Origin of the sequence: Pseudomonas sp. NMI760_13 (genome assembly GCF_021283245.1) — a bacterium.
GTDB classification, from domain to species: Bacteria; Pseudomonadota; Gammaproteobacteria; order Pseudomonadales; family Pseudomonadaceae; genus Aquipseudomonas; species Aquipseudomonas peradeniyensis.
This window is the reverse complement of record NZ_JAJSRC010000019.1, coordinates 1-21,043: the sequence shown is the minus strand read 5'-3', so window position 1 is coordinate 21,043 and position 21,043 is coordinate 1. Positions and strand designations below refer to the sequence as shown.

Annotated in this window: 12 protein-coding genes; 2 read left to right on the top strand and 10 right to left on the bottom strand. The window is 63.3% G+C overall.

Annotation, left to right across the window (positions count from 1 at the left end; all coding sequences use genetic code 11):
• The first annotated feature begins 2 nt into the window (after positions 1 to 2).
• Positions 3 to 755, top strand: coding sequence for a class I SAM-dependent methyltransferase (locus LU671_RS18740; protein ID WP_232856521.1), 753 nt, complete (start codon positions 3 to 5; stop codon positions 753 to 755).
• Positions 752 to 4,261, top strand: a complete 3,510-nt coding sequence (locus LU671_RS18735) for a glycosyltransferase family 2 protein (RefSeq protein WP_232856520.1) — start codon at positions 752 to 754, stop codon at positions 4,259 to 4,261. Before LU671_RS18740 ends, LU671_RS18735 begins: the two co-directional genes overlap by 4 nt.
• Before the next feature lie 281 nt (positions 4,262 to 4,542).
• Here the strand turns inward: LU671_RS18735 and LU671_RS18730 are convergent, their stop codons facing one another.
• From LU671_RS18730 to LU671_RS18685, 10 genes are all read right to left on the bottom strand, one after another.
• Positions 4,543 to 7,281: a glycosyltransferase gene (locus tag LU671_RS18730; RefSeq protein WP_232856519.1), complete on the bottom strand. Its 2,739-nt coding sequence runs from the start codon at positions 7,279 to 7,281 to the stop codon at positions 4,543 to 4,545.
• A 50-nt stretch (positions 7,282 to 7,331) separates the two neighbouring features.
• On the bottom strand, positions 7,332 to 10,907 hold the full coding sequence (locus tag LU671_RS18725) for a glycosyltransferase (protein ID WP_232856518.1): 3,576 nt from the start codon (positions 10,905 to 10,907) through the stop codon (positions 7,332 to 7,334).
• A 126-nt stretch (positions 10,908 to 11,033) separates the two neighbouring features.
• The gene (locus LU671_RS18720) at positions 11,034 to 12,602 is read right to left on the bottom strand and encodes a flagellar hook-associated protein 3 (RefSeq protein ID WP_232856517.1); all 1,569 of its coding nucleotides are present in this window, start codon (positions 12,600 to 12,602) and stop codon (positions 11,034 to 11,036) included.
• A 13-nt stretch (positions 12,603 to 12,615) separates the two neighbouring features.
• Positions 12,616 to 14,664, bottom strand: coding sequence for a flagellar hook-associated protein FlgK (flgK, locus tag LU671_RS18715; RefSeq protein ID WP_232856516.1), 2,049 nt, complete (start codon positions 14,662 to 14,664; stop codon positions 12,616 to 12,618).
• A 12-nt stretch (positions 14,665 to 14,676) separates the two neighbouring features.
• A complete protein-coding gene (flgJ, locus tag LU671_RS18710; protein WP_203651608.1) occupies positions 14,677 to 15,870 on the bottom strand; it encodes a flagellar assembly peptidoglycan hydrolase FlgJ in 1,194 nt (397 codons plus the stop codon).
• Positions 15,871 to 15,881: 11 nt separating this feature from the next.
• Entirely contained in the window at positions 15,882 to 16,991 is a 1,110-nt protein-coding gene (locus LU671_RS18705; RefSeq protein WP_408005613.1) for a flagellar basal body P-ring protein FlgI, read from the bottom strand.
• Between the two features lie 12 nt (positions 16,992 to 17,003).
• A complete protein-coding gene (gene flgH, locus LU671_RS18700) occupies positions 17,004 to 17,699 on the bottom strand; it encodes a flagellar basal body L-ring protein FlgH (RefSeq protein ID WP_050706703.1) in 696 nt (231 codons plus the stop codon).
• A 79-nt stretch (positions 17,700 to 17,778) separates the two neighbouring features.
• Positions 17,779 to 18,564: a flagellar basal-body rod protein FlgG gene (gene flgG / locus LU671_RS18695; RefSeq protein WP_050706704.1), complete on the bottom strand. Its 786-nt coding sequence runs from the start codon at positions 18,562 to 18,564 to the stop codon at positions 17,779 to 17,781.
• Positions 18,565 to 18,612: 48 nt separating this feature from the next.
• Positions 18,613 to 19,353 (bottom strand): flagellar basal body rod protein FlgF, encoded by a 741-nt coding sequence (locus tag LU671_RS18690; RefSeq protein ID WP_203651601.1) that lies wholly within the window; start codon positions 19,351 to 19,353, stop codon positions 18,613 to 18,615.
• A 217-nt stretch (positions 19,354 to 19,570) separates the two neighbouring features.
• On the bottom strand, positions 19,571 to 21,043 hold a 1,473-nt coding region (locus tag LU671_RS18685; RefSeq protein ID WP_269806769.1), incomplete at its 5' end, for a calcium-binding protein.

Genomic DNA, 21,043 nt, shown 5'->3' with positions numbered 1-21,043 from the left:
CCATGACCACACGCGACTACAACCAGGAATTCCAGGACAACGCCCATCGCAGCTATTTCTATGACTTCGATGCGCGGCTGCGGCGCTACATGCTGGAAACCTTCTCACCCTGGCTGCTCGACGGTGCGGCACTGGAGATGGGGTGCTTTGAGGGCGCCTTCACCGCATTGTTCGCCGAGCGCTTCAAGGACCTGACGGTTATCGAGGCCGCCAGCGACCTGATCGAAGTGACCCGCAACAGGGTCGATGCGCCGATCAAGTTCGTCTGCAGCACCTTCGAACAAGCACAGCTCGAACCACGCTACCAGAACATCTTCCTCATCCACACCCTCGAGCACCTCGACGATCGCCGCCAGGTGCTGGAGCGCGTGCGCAACTGGCTGGCACCGGGGGGACGCCTGTTCATCGCCGTGCCCAATGCCAATGCGCCGTCGCGCCAGATCGCCGTGAAGATGGGCCTGATCGAACATAACAGCGCGGTTACCGAAGGTGAGCGCCTGCACGGCCATCGCATCACCTACAGCCTCGACACCCTGGAGCAGGAAGCACGTGGCGCAGGCTGGCGAATCGCCCAGCGTGGAGGCGTGTTCTTCAAGCCACTGGCCAACTTCCAGCTGGACCAAGCCCTGCAAAGCCAATTGATCGATGACCGTTTCATGGACGCATGCCAAGCCCTGGGCATGGTCTATCCCGACCTGTGCGCCAGTGTCTATGTCATCTGCGAACTGCCTGACAAAGCACCGGAAAAGCCATGATCAACTCAGCCCTGCACGGTAAGCCGCGCCACCCGTACTACGTCTTTGCCCCCGACTACCGGGAAACCTCGTCGGGCATCTGTGTGCTGCACTACCTCTGCCACGCCCTGAACTTGGCGGGGTATGAAGCCTACGTCAGCCAGTGCGTCACCAACCCCAATTTGCGCACTCCGATCCTCACGGACGAAGTGCGCCAGCATCACCAGGCCATAGGCCTGGCGCCGATCGCGGTGTATCCGGAGGTGCTAGACGGCAACCCCCTCGGCACACCTATAGTGGCGCGCTATATCCTCAACCGTGAAGGCTTCCTGACCGGCCGCACGATCGACGCCCAGGACAGCGACCTGTTCTTCTATTACACCCAGGATTTCGGCGCAGATGCCAACAGCGATGACTTGCTGCTGCTGCCGATCATCGACTCCGAACTGTTCTCGCCACCACTGGAGCCGGTCGAACGCAGCGGCCACTACCTGTACCTGAACCGCATCGATCGATCGCTGGTCGACCTCTCCCTGCTACCGAGCGACGTACAGATCCTCAGCCTGGCCAATCCGAAGTCCCTGGCGGAACTCGCGGAGATCTTCCGCACGGCCTCGGTGCTCTACAGCTACGAAATCTCCGCCACTTGCACAGAGGCCATGCTGTGCGGTTGCCCGGTCATCTACCTGCCCGGTGGCCATGTCAAGAGCCAGCCATTCACCGAACAGTTCGGCAATGCCGGGTCGGCGCTCTACGATGAACCGGGCGGGCTGGAGCGAGCCCGTGCGACAGTCATGCAGGCGCGCGCACGCTGGCTGGACATCGAGAAGGCTTTCTGGCCGCAACTGCAGCGTTTCCTGGATATTACCCAGCGTGCGGCCGTCCAGTACGTCTGCGATCACCGGGTGCCCTCCGTGAAGGATTGGCTACGCCAGCGGCAAACGACCCCCGCTCAGCAGCGCCTGGTCGATGCTCGTCGCCAGGCGTTGCGCGGGCAGACCAGCCTCACGGTACTGGTGCGCGACAAGCACGGCGAGGCACGGGCGCTCGACGATACCCTGGAAAGCCTTGCCTGGTGGAGGTCGAGCAGTTCCATCGACCTGCGCACCATTGTCCTGAGCACCACTGCCACACCAACACGCGCAGACCAAGACACGCACTGGCTGCATGTCAGCTCACCCGGTGCTATCGAGCTCAACGAGGTCTTGCAAGGCGATGACAGTGATTGGTTGCTTCTGCTCGATGCCGGTGACGAGATCCTGCCATCGGGCGCCTTGCTGCTCGACCTCGAACTGGCCGGCGCGCAAAACTGCCGGATGATCTATTGCGATGGTATGTTCCGCTCGGCCGAGGGCCCTGGCGCAGCCCTTCGCCCGGGTGTCAACCTGGACTACCTGCTGAGCCTGCCATTGGTCATGGCCTCGCACTGGCTGGTCCGCCGCTCGCTGGCAGTGCAGGCCGGCGGCTACGATGCAACGCTCCCCGACGCGCTGTCACTGGACCTCGTGCTGCGACTGATCGATATCGGCGGACTTGATGGCATCGCCCATCTGGAAGAGCCGCTGGTCGTCAGCGATTTACCAGTGGTCGTGGAAAACCAGGACGAGCGCGAGGCGGTGCTGCGCCACCTGGCCAACCGTGGCTATGCCCAGGCCGAAATCGTGGAAAATCCACCTCGCCATTACCACGTCAAATATCGGCATGCGCACCAGCCGCTGGTCTCGATCCTCATTCCGACTCGCGACCAGCTGCCACTGCTGCGCCGTTGCATCGAGAGTCTTCTGGAGAAGACCCGTTACCCACATTTCGAAATCATCCTGATCGACAATGACAGCCAGTTGCCGGAAACCCTGGAATGGCTGCAGCTCATGGCGAACATCGCCGCAAGCAAGCTGAGCGTACTCAACCACCCAGGGCCGTTCAATTTCAGCGCCATGAACAACCTTGCCGCCTGCCATGCCCGCGGCGAATACCTGCTGTTGCTCAACAACGACGTGGCGATCCTCAACGACGACTGGCTGGATGAACTGCTCAACCATGCTCAACGCCCGGAAGTCGGCATCGTCGGCGCCAAGCTGCTCACACCAACGGGGCATGTCCAGCATGCCGGCCTGATTGGCGGCCTGAACGGGCCAGCCGGCAGCCCCAACGCCGACCAGGCAGCCCATGATGGCGGATACCTGCAACGCCTTCTGGTCGACCAGAATGTCAGCGCTGTCAGCGCCAGTTGCCTGATGATTCGCAAGGAAGTCTACGAAGCCGTCACGGGCATGGACGAAGCGCACTTCCAATTGACCTGCAATGACCTGGACCTGTGCCTGAAGGTCGGTGAACTCGGCTACCTCAATGTCTGGACACCCCACGCCCTGCTACTTCACGAAGGTGGCGCGACCTGGTCCGAGGCTCGCAAGGATGCACGCTTGCGCCAGCGCTTCGCGCAAGAGCAGCACCACGCCCAGAAGAAGTGGCTGACGACCCTGGCCAATGACCCGACCTACAACAAGAACTTTGCCCTCAGGGGCACTGGCTATTCGTTCGAGGCCTTGCACGACCTCACCTGGAAGCCTCTCTGCTGGCGCCCACTGCCCGTGGTGCTGGCCTATGCCGCGCTTGACGAACAAGTAGCCTCGGAGCGCCTGAAACCGGTCTTCGGCGCCTTGCGCGACGCCGGCCTGATCGATGGCTGCCTGAGCACGCGCGCGCTCAGCCCGGTCGAGGTCGAGCGTCTGCGCCCGGACGTCATCGTCATCCAGCACCAGAATGACCGCCGCCGCCTCAAGCTGATCAGCCAAGGGGTGGAACTGTCACAGGCCTTCAAGGTGCTCGAGGTCAGCGGACCAATCGCCGGCCTGGGGGCTGGAGCCGCCTCGACCAGCATGGAGCTGGAAATTCTGACACAGGCCATGCGCCTGGTGGATCGGGTCGTCGTGCCGACGCAAGCCATGGCCGACGCCCTTGCGCACATGCACCCTGACATCCGCGTGATCGGTACCCGCCTGGACGCACGCTGGGCCAGCCTGCCATCCCCGGCAAACCTGGACGGCAAGGTACGAGTGGGCTGTGGTTTCTCCGCCAGACACCCGCGAACGTCGCAACTGGCAGAAAACCTGGTACGCCGGTTTGCCGACCAGGTGGACTGGATCCTTTGGGGCGACGTGCCGCATCACCTGCATGGCTGTGCGCGTGAAATTCATCCAGGCAATGTCCAGTACACGCCCAGGATGCTGGCCAGCCTGAACCTGAACACGGCCTTGGCGCTGCGCGCGGATGACCCGGCCGAACAATTCAATGACGCCTTGCCTCTACTGCAATTTGCCGCCTGCGGCCACGCGGTGATCTGCAGCGATGTCGAGTCATTCCAGGTCGACCTCGATGTCATGCACGTACGTAATGAACTGGACGCCTGGGCACAGATGCTCGAACGCCACCTCGGCGATACCCGCGACCACATCCGAAAGCCCGAACAGATCGGCTTGCTGGATGAGTCGCACCTCCAGGACTGGCAACTGGCCTGGTCGCCGAACTGACCGCGCCATGTAATATCGACACAGGGGCTACCTACCTCGATAGCCCATCGCAAACCGCAAAAATCCGATGCCTGAAAGGGCATCGGATTTTTCATGGGCCTCGTTCGGCCACGATGCGGATCAGATTCCTGTGTCACTGAGGATCGACGGCTGGTCCATCGTCGAAGAAAGCCTCGACGCCTGCGATCCAGCCTCTGACATTCGCCGAAGATGAAAAAATGCCAGTCAGTTTGACTGACTGGCATTGATCCAGATGCCCGTGCTGCCGGCGAGTGCGCCAGTCAAATCAACTGTTCGAGCCAACCGAGGGAGGCAGACAGCCCCTGCTCATCGCTCAGGCGATCAAGCCCTCTCGACCCTACGAAAGCGGCAGGCCACTTCGCAGCCAGGAGCGTGGCGACTTCATCATCCAGAGCAGGCAATCCAGCTGCGAGCAATTGTGCCTTGGGCGTCCAGACAGCCAACAACCCTGCTTCGCGAACCGCCAGGCTCAAGCCGATGCCGATATCCCCGGCGAGCGGCAGGCCACCACAATGTTCGAACGCATCCCTGCTCACCATAAGGCAACCATCGGACACCGCCGGGCACGCACGTACCGACAGTGGCCATTGCACCGCGACGCTGTCCGCTTGCGACAGATGCAGCCAGGGCGAATACACCCGAGGACCGGCCAGCAGTTCGAAACCTGCGTGTGCCAGCGTCCCGTCAGCCGCCCACAGGCTGGCGCCGACAACGCCAACCTCTGGCCTCTGCGCCTCGTTCAACAGCGATTCGATCCAGGCAGGCGTGATTACCTGGCAATGCGGCGACAGCAACACCAGGTAATCGCCACGCGCCTCGCCAGCCGCCAGACCAAGCAGTTGCTGACGCGTGGCACCGGCTTCGCCAGCGACGACCCGCAGGCGGCCACCGAATGCCTGAAGCGCTTCGGCCTGGTCTGCGCAAGGTTGCCCGGGAAGCGCCAGCACCACTTCGTAGCGCGGATAGCGAGTTCGCTGAAAAATACCGGTCAACCAGGTAGGCTCGACCTCGCCCGCCAGCACGATGCTGACCATCGGTGTGGCGCTATGGCGGAAGTCGATTGCCAGCCCCCCCGCCCCTGGCTCACTGATCTGAGGACGATAGCCCAGCTGGGTGAGGTGGCGATTGAGGATCTTGCGCGCCTCCTCGGTAAATACCGAGGAAGGTTGCCGGCTGACCACCAGGTAGTCATCCATGTGTGCCAGGCTGGCAACTCCGTGATGCTCGACCAGGCGCAGCAGCAAGTCATACTCCAGGGTCTGCGGGTCAGTGCCGTTGTAACCGTCCAGGTCGAGCACCGCCTGTCGACGCACCAGCCAGTGTCGCGCCATCAGCCCCGGCTGGCTACGCAACAGATCCAGGTCGCTGCCAGGCCGGCGCACCGCGAACAGGCGCCCATCAGTGTCACGCTGGACTTCGTCGGCGGCGATAGCCTGGCAAGCCGGGGCCTGGGCAAGTTCAACCGCCAGGCGCATCAACCCGCCGGCAAGAAGCACATCGCCCGCCTCGAGCAGCAACAGCCACTCACTGGGCAACTGGCGCAGCAACTGGTTCAAGTGCGAAACCCAATTGCCCTCGCCGACCTGGATGAAGTGCAAGGTATCGCGCGCGGTGGTAATTGCCGGTGGCTTGCCAGCCTTGAGCACCACCAGCTTGAAATCGCGCAGGCCACTGGCCAGCAGGCTGTCGAAGGTCGCCTGCAAGGCCAGGTCATCGTTTTCCAGGTCAAGCACGACAAATGCAATCTGTGGCGCCGGGTGTTCGGCCAGGTGGGCCAGCACTCGCTTGCGCGCTGCTTCGTCCGGGGTGGCCGCGTCGATCGCCGCGAGTACCTGCCCCGATGGTGTGTCGAGCAAGGAGTGGCGAGTCTCGCTATCCGGCACCTCAAGCAGGCGTGCGATCCAGTCATTCATCTCACGGGCATGATGCGCATTGCCCTCTCCAGTCAGCATCGGCTCGAGGCGGCGGCATACCTGGAGGTTGAACAAGCCCAGCCCCAGCGCTTTCCAGTAGCGCTCCTGCAGGCTCTCGCGGGTGTCATTGGGGTGCATCACCAGCAGGTCGCGCTGACGGACCCACGCCCCCTCGAGGGCATGCCGGTGGCGCTTGCCGGTCGGCCAGGCGTGACAAAGGAACTCCACCTCGGTCAACCGATCGAACAGCGGGCGACTGTAGTAAGGCAGTTCCACATGCTGACTGGGTTCGAACGAACGCACCGGGTCATCGATCACGCTGGTCCAGCGCGAGGTGAAAAGCAGCGGCTGTTCGCCCTGGCTCCAGGTTTTGCGTATGAAGCGATTGAGCGTTTCGAAGCCATCATCATCGGACAGCACGCCCTGATCCCCACCACCCCACTGGCGCAGGATACGCACGGTCTGGATCAGTCGCTCCTCGCGCACGGCAGGGGGCAGGCTCTCAGGCCGCGACTCGCAGACCACGTCGGTCTGCTCGAGATGGGCGACCGTCCCACGTAGCAGGATTGCGCAAGACAGCGCCACTCGCCAGCCTGCAACATCAAGCCCCTCTGGCAGCGACACCAGTGCGGCCTGCAGCGCCTGCGTGCGGATTACCGCGCGCCAGGCTTGTTGCTCGGCGTCAGCGTGGCGTCGCAGCCGATCAAGGACACCCTCGCCCGCCTGCGTGCAGAACACCGCCCCCACCTTGTGATAAGTCAGCTGGCTATTGCCCGGCGCATAGGCCAGGGCATGGCCTTGCACGGCCATCACCTCCGGCTGGGCATGCAGGTACCGTGCAGCATTGTCCAGCGCGGCACCCAGGACAAAGTCGGCATCCAGCGCCAGGCACACGAACGGCGTCGTCACCTGTGCCAGCAACTCGACCAAAGCTGCGGCATCGACCACCGCCGACGACGCCAGGCCCAGGCACGGCACGCCGGAGCGACGGTAGTAGTGCGCCGCGCGAGCACGGTGATCCGCCTGGTCATGTCCGAGCAGGACGACGGTCACTTCATCACGCGACCCAAGTGTAGTTTCGTTCATAGGGCACCTGTTCATGGGGTTCGGCACCTGGCTTGGCCAGGCGCCAGGATTCAGTCAGCCAGCCAGGCGTTGGCCCAATGCTGCAGATGGTGTTCGTTCAGTACGTAGTCACGCAGAACCGCCTCGCGTAGTGCATCACCCTGGCGGTAGCTGGCCATCGGGTCGGCAAGGTGCATGCGGATTGCATCCAGCCACTGCTCGGTGGTGTTCTCGCGAACCCTCGTGCAGGGAAGGTAGCCTGCATATGCCTTGGTGTCGGTGCAGATGACCGGGAAGCCGCACGCGCCATATTCCAACAGGCGCAGGTTGCTCTTGCAGTCGTTGAACAGGTTCTGCTCCAACGGCGCCACCGCCAGGTCCAGGTTGAGACTGGCCAGCTTGCGCGGATAGTCCGCGAACGAGATCCCTGTGTGAAACTCCTTGACGTAGGGCAGCAGCGCCTCCGGACACATGCCGAAGAACACCCAGTCGACTTCGCTGGCCAAGGTCTTGATCACATCCAGCATCAATTCCAGATCACCGCGGTGACTGGTACCCCCTGCCCAACCCACACGCGGACGTACGCTGGTCTGGCGCTGGCTGGTCAGTCCGCTCCACAGCGATGCGGCGAGCATGTTGGGGACGACACGGATGTCCTGGTGCATGCTCGACAGCGCGTCGGCCAGTGGCTCGGTGGAGACCACCACCCGGTCGCACAGGGAAATCGCCTTGCTGACCAGCTCACGCATGTTGCTCGGCATGTTGCGCGCATGGTCGTTCTTCTTCGGTGGATCGATGATGTAGTCGTCCAGCTCGTAGATGCGCCGCGCACTGGAAAAGCGCTTGTACTGTTCGATATCCCTGACGTTGGCGGGCAGGTAGCGGCACTGCAGGATCACCACATCGGGCTTTTCCCGCTCGAGGTCGATCAGCCCCGGCGCGCTGTAGTCGATACGCCCCTGGATCCAGCCCGACCGCTCCAGCTCATTGAACGGCTGGACCACTCGATAGTGTCCGACCGCCGAGGTGCTGCTCGGCAGCGCCAGGACAGACGGCATGGCCCGCGCGATGAACGGATCCCACCCACCCCGCAATCCAGGGTCGAAGTTGAAATTCGGCAACTTGAGGCTGAGGTTGCGGTTGTAGGCCGGATCATTCGCCACCCAGGCCAGCCAGCGCGCATACAAGGCATCACGGTCGTCCTGCCAGCTTCGCGGCGAGCTTTCCTCGGCCGCCTGGGCGCCCAGCCTGGCCACACGCGCGAACGGCGTCCACACCGACAGATAACCGGCCGCCCGCGCCCGCAGGCACAGGTCGGCGTCGTGCAGCGATGCCTGCAGCGCGGCAGTGTCCAGCCCCCCCAGCTCGGCGAACAGTTCACGCCGCACCAACAGGCAGTCCAGGCTCAGCGCGCTCCAGTTCTGTACCAGGCTCAGCCGGTTCATGTAGCCGTCTTCGTTCACCGGGCAGCCCAGGAATGGACTGGCCGCCGTGGCCTGCATCCCCAGGACCAGGCCCGCCGAAACCACGGCCCCACTGTTGTCGAACAACTTGGGCCCGACCATCCCGACTTCGGGACGCTGGCCAAGCTGCAGGAGCTCGGACAACCACTGCGGTTCGAACAGCACGCAGCCGGCATCCAGCAGCAACAGGTAGTCGCCCCGAGCGTATACACTGCCCTCGTTGAAACTCTGCGCTCGACCCTGGGCGGCACTCTCGAGTACCCGCAATTGCTCACTACCCAGATCCCGCAAGCCGTCGAGCCAGGCACGCACATCATCCGACGTCCCGACGCTGGCGACCAGCACCACCTCGAAATCGGGATGCGCGGTACTGGCCAGCACAGACTCGACGCACCGCACCAGCACCGCCAGGTCGCCAACGGCAGGAATGATGATCGACACGCTCGCGACCTGGGGGTGCAGGTAGGTGACCCGGGTCATCAGGCTGCCAGCAATACCCTGCACCTGCGCGTCCACACCCAGGCGCCGCAGGTGTGCCTCCAGCACCCGCGGCGCCTGGACGTGGCCTGCAGTGTCGGCCAGCCATTCGGCATAGCCGTGTCGGCACTGCACCAACACCTCTGGGATATGCTCGACCACCTGCAGGCCGTGAGCCTCGATCATTCGCCACAGCAGGTCGTGAGGCGCCAGGCTTTCGAAGCCGACGTCAAAGCCCCCAAGCTCACGCACCGCCGCATTGTTGAATGCCAACAGGCGCCCGACGTAGGGCAGGCTGCGCATCAGGTCGAGGTTGAAGTCCGGCTTGAAGATCGGTGCCGACGCGGCGAGGCTGTCGTTGGCACCCTCATCGATGTACAGGCACAGGCTGTCACCACGCAGCGCCATGCGCTCGGCCATGATCACCAGCGCATGGGTATGCAGGCAGTCGCCAGCACGCAGCAGGAACAGCCAGTCGAGTGACGGACCGTCAGCCAGCCAATGGTTGAGCGAGATAAACTCGGCATCGCCGCGCACCAGGTAACGAACACGGTCTTGCACCGGCCGTTCAAAACCCTCAGGCGTCACTACCAGGACTTGTTGGGTCGGGTAGGATTGCTGCCAGAGACTGTCCAGCGTCGCACGCAATACCTTTTCGTCACCTGCCTCACAGTACACCACCACCGCGATACCCGGCTGGCTTGGCCATTGCTCCACACGTTTGGGCAAGAGCCGTTCCTGCCCGGAGGATAGCCGGCGATGCTCGAGCCATTCAGCGTACAGCTCGGCAAAACTCAGGCTGTGGGTACCGATCTGCTGGTTGAAGTTGGCCATCTGCGCCCCGAAGAAGCGCCGAAGATCGAGCTCGTCCCACTTCTGCTGGGGGTTTTCCAGGTAGTCCGCCAACGGCATGTAGCGTACCCAGCCGTGGGCGGGCGCCGGCTCGGCATTACGTTCGGCGAGCATCTGCAGCAGCCACTGGGTGTCGCTCTTGTACGCCTCGACCATGGTGCCTTGATGGCTAAGACGCCCCGGACGCACTCGTTCCAGGCTCAGTACCTGCTCCAGGCTGGCCAGCTGTCCCCTGCGCAGAACGCAAGCGTAGAGCGCCAGGTCCAGGCGAGCGGAAAAACCCTGCCCATCCTGCACCAGGGTGGGCAGGTACGCCGCGACCTGGTCACGGCGCAGCAAGGCGTGGCTCAAGCCACCGAACAGGTTGGGTGCATCATCGGCGACGCTTTCCAGCAAGTCGGTGCCGTGCAGCACCGCACTGTGCACGGAAATCACGAAGTTCAGCGCACGTGAAGGCAATAGTACGTCATCGGCGGCGCACAACAGGCGCTGGCAGATGACCATGCTGATCTGTTGCGATTCGCCGAGCACACTGGCCTGCTGGCTGATACAGCCGGCAAACAGCGTGTCATCGTCACAGAGGAACTTGATCAGCTCGCCCGAGGCGTGCGTCAGGCAAGCCAGCAGGTTGCGGGCGAAACCAAGGCGCACCGGGTTGCGTACGTAGCGCAAGGGAGCTGGCGAAGTGACCCGCAGCTCATCGCAGATCGCCTCGATCTCGCCCCCGGGGCTGTCGTCGCATACGACGATCTCCAGATTCGGGTAATCCTGGGCGATCGCGCTGGCCAACGTGCTGCGGAAAAACTCAGGATTGAACGCGGGAATGGCAATACTGACGAGGGGTTGTGCGCTCACGGGTACTCACTCAAGGCAAAGGTTCGCTGACAGGGCTGGATGCCCTGCCGGGCGTCTGGTCAGGCCCATGGCACCTTCGAGGAGCCGCCTCACCCTGCCGAAAGGCGGACGAGACGGCTTCGTGGATCAGATGTAGTTGACCAGCGACAGGCCGGCGATCTTGGCGAAGGACTGCATCGAGGCCTGCAGCATGTTCTTCTGCATTTCCAGGCGCAGCATCACTTCGGCCGGATCGCTCTCGCGGATCGAACTTTGTGTCTTGGTGTTCTCGCCAGCAAGCGCCTCGTTGGTTTCAGCCTGTACATCCAGCGCCTGGCCACGACCACCGATGGCAGAGATCGACGACGACACCTGGTTCATGCCGCTGGCGATATTGCCCAGCGCCGCGTCCTGCGCGGCGAGGAAGTTCTGCCGCGCCACCGGATCATTGTCCTGCGGGGTGCTCAACGCGGTCCGCAGTTGGCTGATGGTGTTGAGGATGTTCTGGTTCTGATGGGTGTCCGCCTTGACCGCGAACGAGTCGCCGGCATTCGGAGCGCCTGCCAGGTCGAACGTCACACCGGCAGCAGTGGCCGTGGTGCCACTGAGCGTGCCGCTGGAGATCGGACGGCTGTCGGCGGTCATCGGCGAGGCATACAGCTCGAAATCGGTGGCGCTGGTGAACTTCAGCACCGCGCCGCCCCCCGGGAACGCAGCCTTGTAGGCGGTCGGGTCGCTGATGGTCGCATCGGTGATCTGCGCCGACGAGGTATTGCCCGGGCTGCGGGTACCGGCGATCGAATCGGCCTTGGAGCTCAGGTTGAAGCTGTGACCGGCGATGGCGGCATCCGGGTTGGCTTCGTCACCCGCCTGGAAGCTGATCTTCAGGCGCAGGTCGACACCGCGGAAGCTGATGGTGGTATTGGTACCCTTGGGATCGAACTTGCCACCCTGGCTGGCTTCCAGGGTCACATCGTTGCCGCCGGCATCGAGGATCTTGTACTCGGTGCTGCTGGTGAACTGGACGCTGTAGGGTTCGCCACTGCGGAAGCGGTCGTTGTAGGTGGTGTTACCGGACACCTGGCCGTTGGACAGGCTGACCCGGCCGTCATCGGTGGCCGGCGCGGTCAGGCGGGTCTCGCTGCGGCTGGTGTTGAGCGCCTGCTCGAAGGCGCTGTAGCCGGTCTCGTTGGCGGCCAGGCTGAGCATGTCGCCGACCTGCAGCATCAGGTTGCTCTGGTCGCCCTGGTAGCTGTAGGTGCCGTCGGAGTTGCGCACGTAAGGCTGGGTATCGCCCTTGGAGCCGGAGAACAGGTACTTACCGTTCTCGTCCTTGCTGTTCATCAACGAGAACAGCTGGTCTTCCAGCGAGGCCAGTTCGGAGGCGTTGGCCTTGCGATCGGCGTCGGTGAAACTGGCGTTGCCGGAGCTGACAGCCAGTTCGTTGACGCGCTGCAGGATCGAACCGATGGCGTTGAGCGTGCTTTCACTGCTGCCCAGCGCGTTGCGCACGTTGGTGATATTGCCCTTGTACTGGTCGAGCATGTTCTGCTGCTGCTCGAGCTGCAACAGGCGCGCGGCGCCGACCGGATCGTCGGCGGCGGTGCGCACGCGAATGAAGTCGCTGGCTTCCTGCGTCGTCTTGTTGACGTTGCCGAAGGTGCGCTCGTAGTTGGCGCTGCTGCTGTTGTAGAACTGCGGGGTGGAGATGCGCACGGTCTACGGCTCCTTAAAGGCTGTTGATCAAAGTGGCGAAGGTTTCCTGGGCCGCCTTGATGATTTGCGACGACGCGGTGTAGTACTGCTGGAACTTGACCAGGTTGCCGACCTCTTCGTCCACGGACACGCCGGAGCTCGAGTTGCGGCTGGTCAGGGCGGAGGATTGCAGCGCCTGGGTGGCGTTGCTGTCCATCTCGGCCTGGTTGGTCTTGCCACCGACGTTGGACACCAGCTTGGCGTAGGCATCGGTGAAGCTGATGCCCTTGCCGTCGGCACCGGTATCGACGGTGGGTTTGGTCTGCAGGTTGATCACCGACTGGGCGTTGCGGTTGTCGGCCGAGCCGGCACCGGTCAGCGAGACGGTGTAGTTGTCGCCGCCCTTCGGGGCGCCAGCGACGGTCATCTCGAAGGTGAACTTCTTCTGCGTGCCGCTGGCGTCGTTGATCGGGTTGCCGCTGCCATCGACCATCGGCACGGACAGCTGCAGCTTGTTCTCCTGGCCGGGGATGATCGTGCCGCTGCCGATGGGGCTGCCCTTGGCATCGAACATGGTGTAGGTCTGGGGCGAGGTCTTCTCGTCACCGAACACCAGCTTGACCGGCGTCGAGTACTTGAGCCCCGTCTGCAGGTCGGCGCGCTGGGCGGCATCGTAGATGTCCAGCTCGGAGGTCAGCGTGGGCTGGCCGATCTGCCCGGTGCCCTTGTTGCCCGAGCCGCTGGTAGCGGTCAGCGGGCTGGCCATCGCCAGGCGCTTGGGATCGGTGAGCACCGTCTCGATGCTGGCCGCGGCATTGCGGGTGGGGGTGATCTTGAAGCTATCACCAGCGATCGGCGTGCCACCGCGCAAATTGAGGCTGAAGCCGTCGATCACCGGTGGCGGAGTGGCAGTGATGTCGAACTTGCCCATCTCGGTGTTGTCAGGCAGACGACGTACTGTGAACTCGTTGGCGCTGGTGAACGTCACCTGGTAGTCGTTGGTGGTCAGCTTGCCGGTATCCTTGATGTTCACATCGAGGTTGCCGGAACCGGGGCTGTTACCCAGCTTGGCCACGCTGCGCCCGGCCATGGCGGCGGCGCTGTTGATGTCGCCGAACAGGGTCGCGCCGAACTCGCCGTTCTTGTCGATGCCCTGGGCCAGCTGGCTGTTGATCGCATCGGCCACCACCAGGGCCACACGGCCCAGCTCGTTGAGCGCAGGGTCCAGGGTGTCCTTGCGGTAGCGCAGCAGACCGCCCAGCTCGCCGCCGGTGGTGCTGTCGGTGATGTCCATCTTGGTCGAGCCGCGATTGAGCACCAGGTTCATCCGCGACGGGTCGGTCGCCGCAGGCTCCACGCCCAGGGTCTGGGTGGTGTTGCCCAGCACCAGCGACTGGCCGTTCTTCAGGTAGATGTCGTAGTTGCCGTCACGCTCGACCACGTCCACGCCGATCAGCTTGTTCAACTCGCGCACCGCGCCGTCGCGCTGGTCGAGCAGGTCGTTGGGCTTGCCGGTGATGGCGGTCATCTTGACAATCTGCTGGTTGTACTCGGAGATCGTCGCGGTCAGCTTGTTGATCTGGTCGGCCGTCGCCGCCATGTTGGTGTTGATGTTGCTGTTCTGCTGGTTGAACTGCGCCGACAGGCTGTTGAAACGCTTGGCAAGCGATTGGGCGCTGGTCAGCAGCAATTGCCGCGAGGCATCCTCGGTGGGCTTGGCCGAGGCGTCCTGCATCGCGCTGAAGAAGCTCTTGAGCGCCGCGGTGATACCGGTGTCGGCGCTGGACAGGGCATTGTTCAGCGGGCCGATCTGGTTGAGGTAGGCGTTCGCGTCGCTGGACAGCGACGTGGTGGAACGCAGCTGGTTCTCGAGGAAGGCGTTGTACACCCGGCGCACATCGGACAGCGTGGTGCCGGTGCCGATGAACACCTGGCCGACCTGCTGGCCACCCTTGGTCTTCTGGACGATCTGCTGGCGAGAGTAACTTTCCACATCGGCATTGGCGATGTTGTTACCCAGGGTGTACATCCCGGACTGGGCGGCGCCCAGGCCAGACATACCGATATTGATCAAACTCGCCATGGTTTCCTGCCCTTAAAGTTTCGTGGTGGTACCGAGCATTGCGTAGCTCTGCTGCGACTTCATCTGTTTTGCGATCTGCGAGATCTTGCTGGCGTAGTTGGGGTCGGTGGCGTAACCGGCCTTCTGCAACTCCCGCACAAACTGTTCTGGTTTATCGGCCGCCCGCACTGCATCTTGATAGCGCGAATTGTTCTGCAACAGGCTCACCAGGTCGTGGAAGCTGTCCTGGTAGCTGTCGTAGGAACGGAACGCCGCGGTCTCCTTGACGAACTGGCCATTGCGGAACTCGCTGGTGATCGCCCGCGCCTCGCCGCCCTGCCAGCTGCCGGTGGCCTTGATGCCGAACAGGTTGTGACTGCTGCTGCCATCGGGGTTGCGCATGACCGACTTGCCCCAGCCGGTTTCCAGCGCGGCCTGGGCCACCAGGTAGCGCGGATCGATACCGATGCGCTTGGCGGCCTGCTCGGCCATCGGCAGCATGGTGGCGACGAAGGCGTCGCTGTCGGCGAAGGCCTTTTTCGGTGCCAGCGGCGGCTGGGCCACGGCCCGACCGAGAATCTGCAGGTTGCCACCTGGCGCCGCGAAGCTGCGGGCCGGCTCCCAGTCGCCGACGGCCACGCCACCGGGCGGGATATCGCCACGCCCAGGCAGTGCCGTGGCATTGGCGACGGCATTGCCAGCGGACGGCACGATGCCGGACAGCAAGCGATCGGTGAGCTTGCCAGGCAGCGCCAGGCGCCGCGCATTGAGCGCAGCCACATCGTTACGCGTAGCGGCACTCTCGACCATGTGCGCGGGCTCGGCCACTTTCGAGGCCCACAATGCCGGCGCCTGCCCTTCGATCCGGGGAAACGGACTGGTGTTCGGGCGCGCGGCCTTGTTCTTCGACAGCTGGCGCACCAGCACATCCTGCAGGCCGATACCACCCCCTTCGCGCGACATGCTCACGGCCATCTGTTGGTCGTACATGTCGCGGTACTGCTTGACCGTGTCGCTGTTCATCGGGCTGTCTTCGTCAGCCATCACATCGCTGGCCTTGCGCGACGCCTTGAGCATCTCGCTGATGAACAACGACTCGAACTCCTGGGCCACCTTGCGGATGTTGCCCTCGCTGTCGCGATCCCCGCGCTTGAGCGAGCCCAGGCGATTGAGGTCGGTGTAGGCGCCGCTGTCGGCCTGACTGGAAACAAGACTCTTCGAATTCATCCCTGGCGTCCTCAGATCACGATCAGGTCGGCTTGCAACGCACCAGCCTGCTTCAGCGCTTCGAGGATGGCCATCAGGTCGCTCGGCGCCGCGCCGACCTGGTTCACCGCACGGACGATCTCATCCAGCGTGGTGCCCGGGCCGAACTTGAACATCGGCTTGGCTTCCTGCTCGGCGTTGACCCGCGAACGCGGCACCACCGCGGTCTGACCATTGGAGAACGGCCCCGGCTGGCTGACGATCGGATCTTCGGTGATGGTCACGGTCAGGCTGCCGTGAGTAACCGCCGCCGGCGACACCTTGACGTTCTGGCCGATGACGATGGTCCCGGTGCGCGAGTTGATGATGACCTTGGCCACCGCCTGGCCCGGATCGATCTCGAGGTTCTCGAGTATGGACAGGTAGTCCACGCGCTGGCTCGGGTCCATCGGCGCGGTGACCCGCACCGAACCGCCATCGACGGCCTGGGCCACGCCCGGGCCGAGCAGCTCGTTGACCTTGTCGACGATGCGCTTGGCGGTGGTGAAGTCCGGACGATTGAGATTGAGCGTCAGGCTATTGCCCTGGTTGAATCCGCTCGGCACCGCGCGCTCGACCGAGGCCCCGCCGGGAATGCGACCGGCCGACGGAACGTTGACGGTGATCTTCGAGCCGTCGCGACCTTCGGCATCAAAGCCACCCACCACCAGATTGCCCTGGGCGATGGCGTAGACGTTGCCGTCGATACCCTTGAGCGGCGTCATCAACAGACTGCCGCCACGCAGGCTCTTGGAGTTGCCGATGGAAGACACGGTGATATCGACCACCTGGCCGGGCTTGGCGAATGCCGGCAAGTCGGCATGCACCGACACGGCGGCAACGTTCTTCAACTGCACGTTGCCCGACCCCGGCGGCACCTTGATACCAAACTGCGACAACATGTTGTTGAAGGTCTGCAGGGTGAACGGTGTCTGGGTGGTCTGGTCACCCGTGCCGTTGAGGCCCACCACCAGGCCGTAGCCGATCAGCTGGTTGGCGCGCACGCCGGAAATGCTGGCGATATCCTTCAGGCGCTCGGCGTGAGCACCGAACGCACAGGACAGAAGCAGGGTCGCGGCAATCAACCGCCTAGCGTTGAACATGGTCATCCGTACTCAGAAAGGCCAGAGCGGGCTGATGAAGAAACGGTCCAGCCAACCGGGCTGGCTGGCATCGGCGAACGAGCCGGTGCCCGAATAGGTGATGCGCGCGTCGGCCACGCGGGTGGACGGCACGGTGTTGTCGGTGGCGATGTCGTCGGCACGAATCAGGCCGGCAATGCGCACCAGTTCCTCGCCGGTGTTCAGCGTCATCCACTTCTCGCCGCGCACGGCGATGATGCCGTTGGGCAGCACCTCGGCCACGGTCACCGTGATGGAACCGGTCAGGGTGTTGCCCTGGGTGGCCTTGCTGTCGCCCTTGGTGGAGCGGTCGCCGCTGTAACCGGCTTCAAGCGTGAGGTCGCCGCTGCCCAGCGGGTTGTTGGTGTTGGGCACGGTGCCGAACAGCGAGGTCAGGCCGATATCGGCCTTGCTGTTCTTCTGGATCTGGGAACCGGCGTTCTTGCTCGCCGAGGTACGCTCGTTCAGGGTGATGGTGATGATGTCACCGACCCGGAACGCCTTGCGATCGGTGTACAGACCCTGCTCGAAACCGGCCTGGTAGATCGAGCCGTTGTTGGCCGCCGCCGGCAACGGGGTGCGCGGCAAGACCGGCGCATAATACGGGTCGTTTGGCTTGGGCGTCGGCGCAACGCAACCAGCCAGCAACACCACCCCCCCCAGGGCGAATACGGACAACAGACGGCTCATGACACTTACCTCATGGTGAAACAGGCGCTGCAACAGCGAGCGGATGATCAGCGGCCCGCCTTGATCGGACCGCCAGGGCTTACAGCTGCTGGGTGACGAACGACAGCATCTTGTCGGCGGCGGAGATGACCTTGGAGTTCATCTCGTAGGCGCGCTGGGTGGTGATCATGTTGACCATTTCTTCCACGGTGCTGACGTTGGACGCCTCCAGGGTTTTCTGCAGGGTGGGGCCGAAACCGTTCAGGCCAGGCGTGCCGATCTGCGGCGCACCGCTGGCGGCGGTCTCGAGGAACAGGTTGCCGCCGATGGCCTGCAAGCCCGCCGGGTTGATGAAGTCGGCGGTCTGGATGTTGCCGATGACCTGCGCGGCCGGGTTGCCAGGGGTAGTGATCGACACCGTGCCGTCCTGGCCGACAGTGAAGGTCTGGGCATCCGGCGGTACGACGACCGCAGGTTCCAGGGCGAAGCCGTTGGCGGTGACGACCTGGCCGTCGGAGTTCAGGTGGAAGGTACCGTCACGGGTATAGGAGACGGTGCCGTCAGGCTGCAGCACCTGGAAGAAGCCACGACCGTTGACCGCCATGTCCAGCGGATTCTCGGTCGTCTGCAGGCTGCCGGTCTGGAAGTTCTTCTGGGTGCCGACGATACGTACACCGGTACCGACCTGCAGGCCCGAAGGCAGCTCGCTGTCCTGGGTGGACTGCGCACCGGGCTGGCGCTTGATCTGGTACAGCAGGTCCTGAAACTCGGCGCGATCACGCTTGAAGCCAGTGGTCGAGACGTTGGCCAGGTTGTTCGAGATGACCGCCAGGTTGGTATCCTGGGCGGAAAGGCCGGTTTTAGCGACCCAAAGAGCCGGAAGCATTTAGTGTTCTCCTCGTGCGCCTGTTTTACGGCACCCGTTCAAATGTGATTAGCCGATCTGCAAAACCCGAGCCATGGCTTGATCGCCTTCCTCGGCCGCTTTCATCATCTTGACGTGCAACTCGAACTGTCGGGACAGCGCCAGCACCGATGTCATTTCCTCCACGGCATTGACGTTACTGCCTTCGAGGAATCCCGACACCACGCGCACGTTCACGTCCATGTCGGCCGGCTGGCCGCTGGCGGTACGGATCAGCCCGTCCTGGCCCTTGATCATGCCCTTGATGTCAGGGTTGACCAGCTTGATTCGGTCGACCTCGGCCATCACCCGCGGGTCCTCGCCCATGGCGCGGATGCTGATGGTGCCGTCATCGCCGATCTCGACCTTCTGCTCCGGTGGGATGGCGATCGGACCGCCATTGCCGATTACCGCCATGCCGTTGCCGGCGCGCAACACACCGAGGGCGTCAATGTTCAGGCCGCCAGTGCGCACGTAGGCCTCGCTGCCATCGGGGGCCTGCACGGCAATGAAGCCGTTGCCGCTGACCGCCACGTCCAGCTCGCGACCGGTTTCCACCAGCGGACCGGCACTGAAATCGGTGGCCGGCCGTTCGCTCATGGCAAACGCACGCGCCGGAAAGCTGTCGCCGAACACCGGCATCGAACGGGCCTGCTCCAGATCACGCTGGAAGCCGTTGGTGGAAACGTTCGCCAGGTTGTTGGCATGGGCCTTCTGCGCCAGCGCGTTCTGGCTGGCGCCGGTCATGGCCACGTAAAGCATCTTGTCCACAGTCATCCTCCGCTGCACGGGCGATCGATTGCCGGTCGCCGTGGCTGTACGAAGCTTCGAGCAAGTTTCGCGCCAATTACCACAGAAACGACAAAGGCCCCGGTTTACGGGGCCTTTGCCGAAAAGCACGCTGTCAGAGAGACAAAATCTCGGCGGCGAGCGTCTGACAGCGGCAAGGCTTGGCCGCCTGCGGACGCTGTCAGACGCCGCTTGCCTGTCAGGTGATGGTGAAGGTGTCGCCGTTGTTGGTCTGGAACGACTCGATGGTGTTCGAGCCGGCGTACCAGTTGCTGAGCATCACCCCCGAATCGAGGTTGCCGGCATTCCAGTCAGCCTTGGAGAAGATGAAGGCATTGACGCCATCGTTCTGCACCACGACATCCTGGAAGGTCTGGATGTTCTTCAGCACCACCACGTCGACACCTGCGCTACCGGTATCCTGGATCACCACGCCCGCCTTGGAGTAGATCGTGTAGACATCGCTGCCCTCGCCACCGAAAGCGTAGCCGGCCGACATCATGTCCAGGCGATCGGCGCCGGCGCCACCATAGAGTTCGTAGGCAAAACCGTTACCAACCAGGCGATCGTTGCCATCATCGCCATACGCCTTGCCGTTGGTGGTCTGGATGGTGTCGTTGCCGGCATCACCATGGTAGACGGAACCCGTGTCGTTCAGCGCACCGGTGATGGTGTCGTCGCCGTCACCGCCATTGACGACATCCGCCTGCGCGACCTGGGTGTTCGCCGGGCGCGCCAGGGCACCGAAATCGGTGGAGTAGATGCCATCCCCGTAGAGGATGTCATTGCCCGCACCGCCATTGATGACATCGTCGCCTTCGGCGCCATAGAGCGTGTTCGCACCGGCATCGCCATTGAGCACATCGGCGAACGCGGAGCCCGCCAGCCCTTCGATTCCACTCAGCACATCACCCTCGGCATGCCCGCCAGCCACAGTACCTGCGGCAAGATCGATCGACACGCCGGCATTGCTCGAGATGTACCAGGCCGAATCCCGACCGGACCCACCATTGATCACATCCGCGCCAGCACCGCCAATGAAGTTCTCGTTCGCAGTGGTCCCCACGAACGTATCGTTGAACGCCGTACCCTCGAAACTCTCGATACTGGTGAACAGGTCATTACCGGTAGCGTTCAGATCGAGCGTAACCCCAGCGCCCTCGCCGGCGAACGTCAACAGATCGACACCTAGCGAGCCATTGAAGTCGTTGGGCTGGTCGTTGGCCACAAAGACATCGCCCGACGACGAGCCGACGAACTTCTCGATGCCCTCGAAGGTATCGCCCTCGGCGATACCGCCATGCACGCCGGTCTTGAGATTCAGGAGAATGCCGGCAGTGCTGTCGCCATACGAAACAGTGTCGATACCCGCGCCGCCGACGAAACGGTCGGCACCGGCACCGCCAAACAAGGTGTCATTGCCAGCGCCACCGACAATCACGTTGTTGCCGGCATTGCCATAACCGGTGAAATTGCCAGAGCCGATGTAGGTGAGGTTTTCCACTTCGTTGGTCAGGGTGTAGCTGGCCAGGGAGGTGCGCACCTCGTCGATGCCGCCACCGGCCTGCTCGAACACGCCGGCCGCGCCATGCAGGTAGTACACGTCGTTGCCGGCACCACCGGCGAAGCTCTTGCTCGAACCCGTCGCCTGCATGATGAAGGTGTCGTTCTG

What these genes read in the sequence shown, in the direction of transcription:
- LU671_RS18740 (WP_232856521.1), top strand. Translation starts at nt 3, where the DNA reads ATGACCACACGCGACTACAACCAGGAATTCCAGGACAACGCCCATCGC.
- LU671_RS18735 (WP_232856520.1), top strand. Translation starts at nt 752, where the DNA reads ATGATCAACTCAGCCCTGCACGGTAAGCCGCGCCACCCGTACTACGTC.
- LU671_RS18730 (WP_232856519.1), bottom strand. Translation starts at nt 7,281, where the DNA reads ATGAACGAAACTACACTTGGGTCGCGTGATGAAGTGACCGTCGTCCTG.
- flgK (WP_232856516.1), bottom strand. Translation starts at nt 14,664, where the DNA reads ATGGCGAGTTTGATCAATATCGGTATGTCTGGCCTGGGCGCCGCCCAG.
- flgJ (WP_203651608.1), bottom strand. Translation starts at nt 15,870, where the DNA reads ATGAATTCGAAGAGTCTTGTTTCCAGTCAGGCCGACAGCGGCGCCTAC.
- LU671_RS18705 (WP_408005613.1), bottom strand. Translation starts at nt 16,991, where the DNA reads ATGTTCAACGCTAGGCGGTTGATTGCCGCGACCCTGCTTCTGTCCTGT.
- flgH (WP_050706703.1), bottom strand. Translation starts at nt 17,699, where the DNA reads ATGAGCCGTCTGTTGTCCGTATTCGCCCTGGGGGGGGTGGTGTTGCTG.
- flgG (WP_050706704.1), bottom strand. Translation starts at nt 18,564, where the DNA reads ATGCTTCCGGCTCTTTGGGTCGCTAAAACCGGCCTTTCCGCCCAGGAT.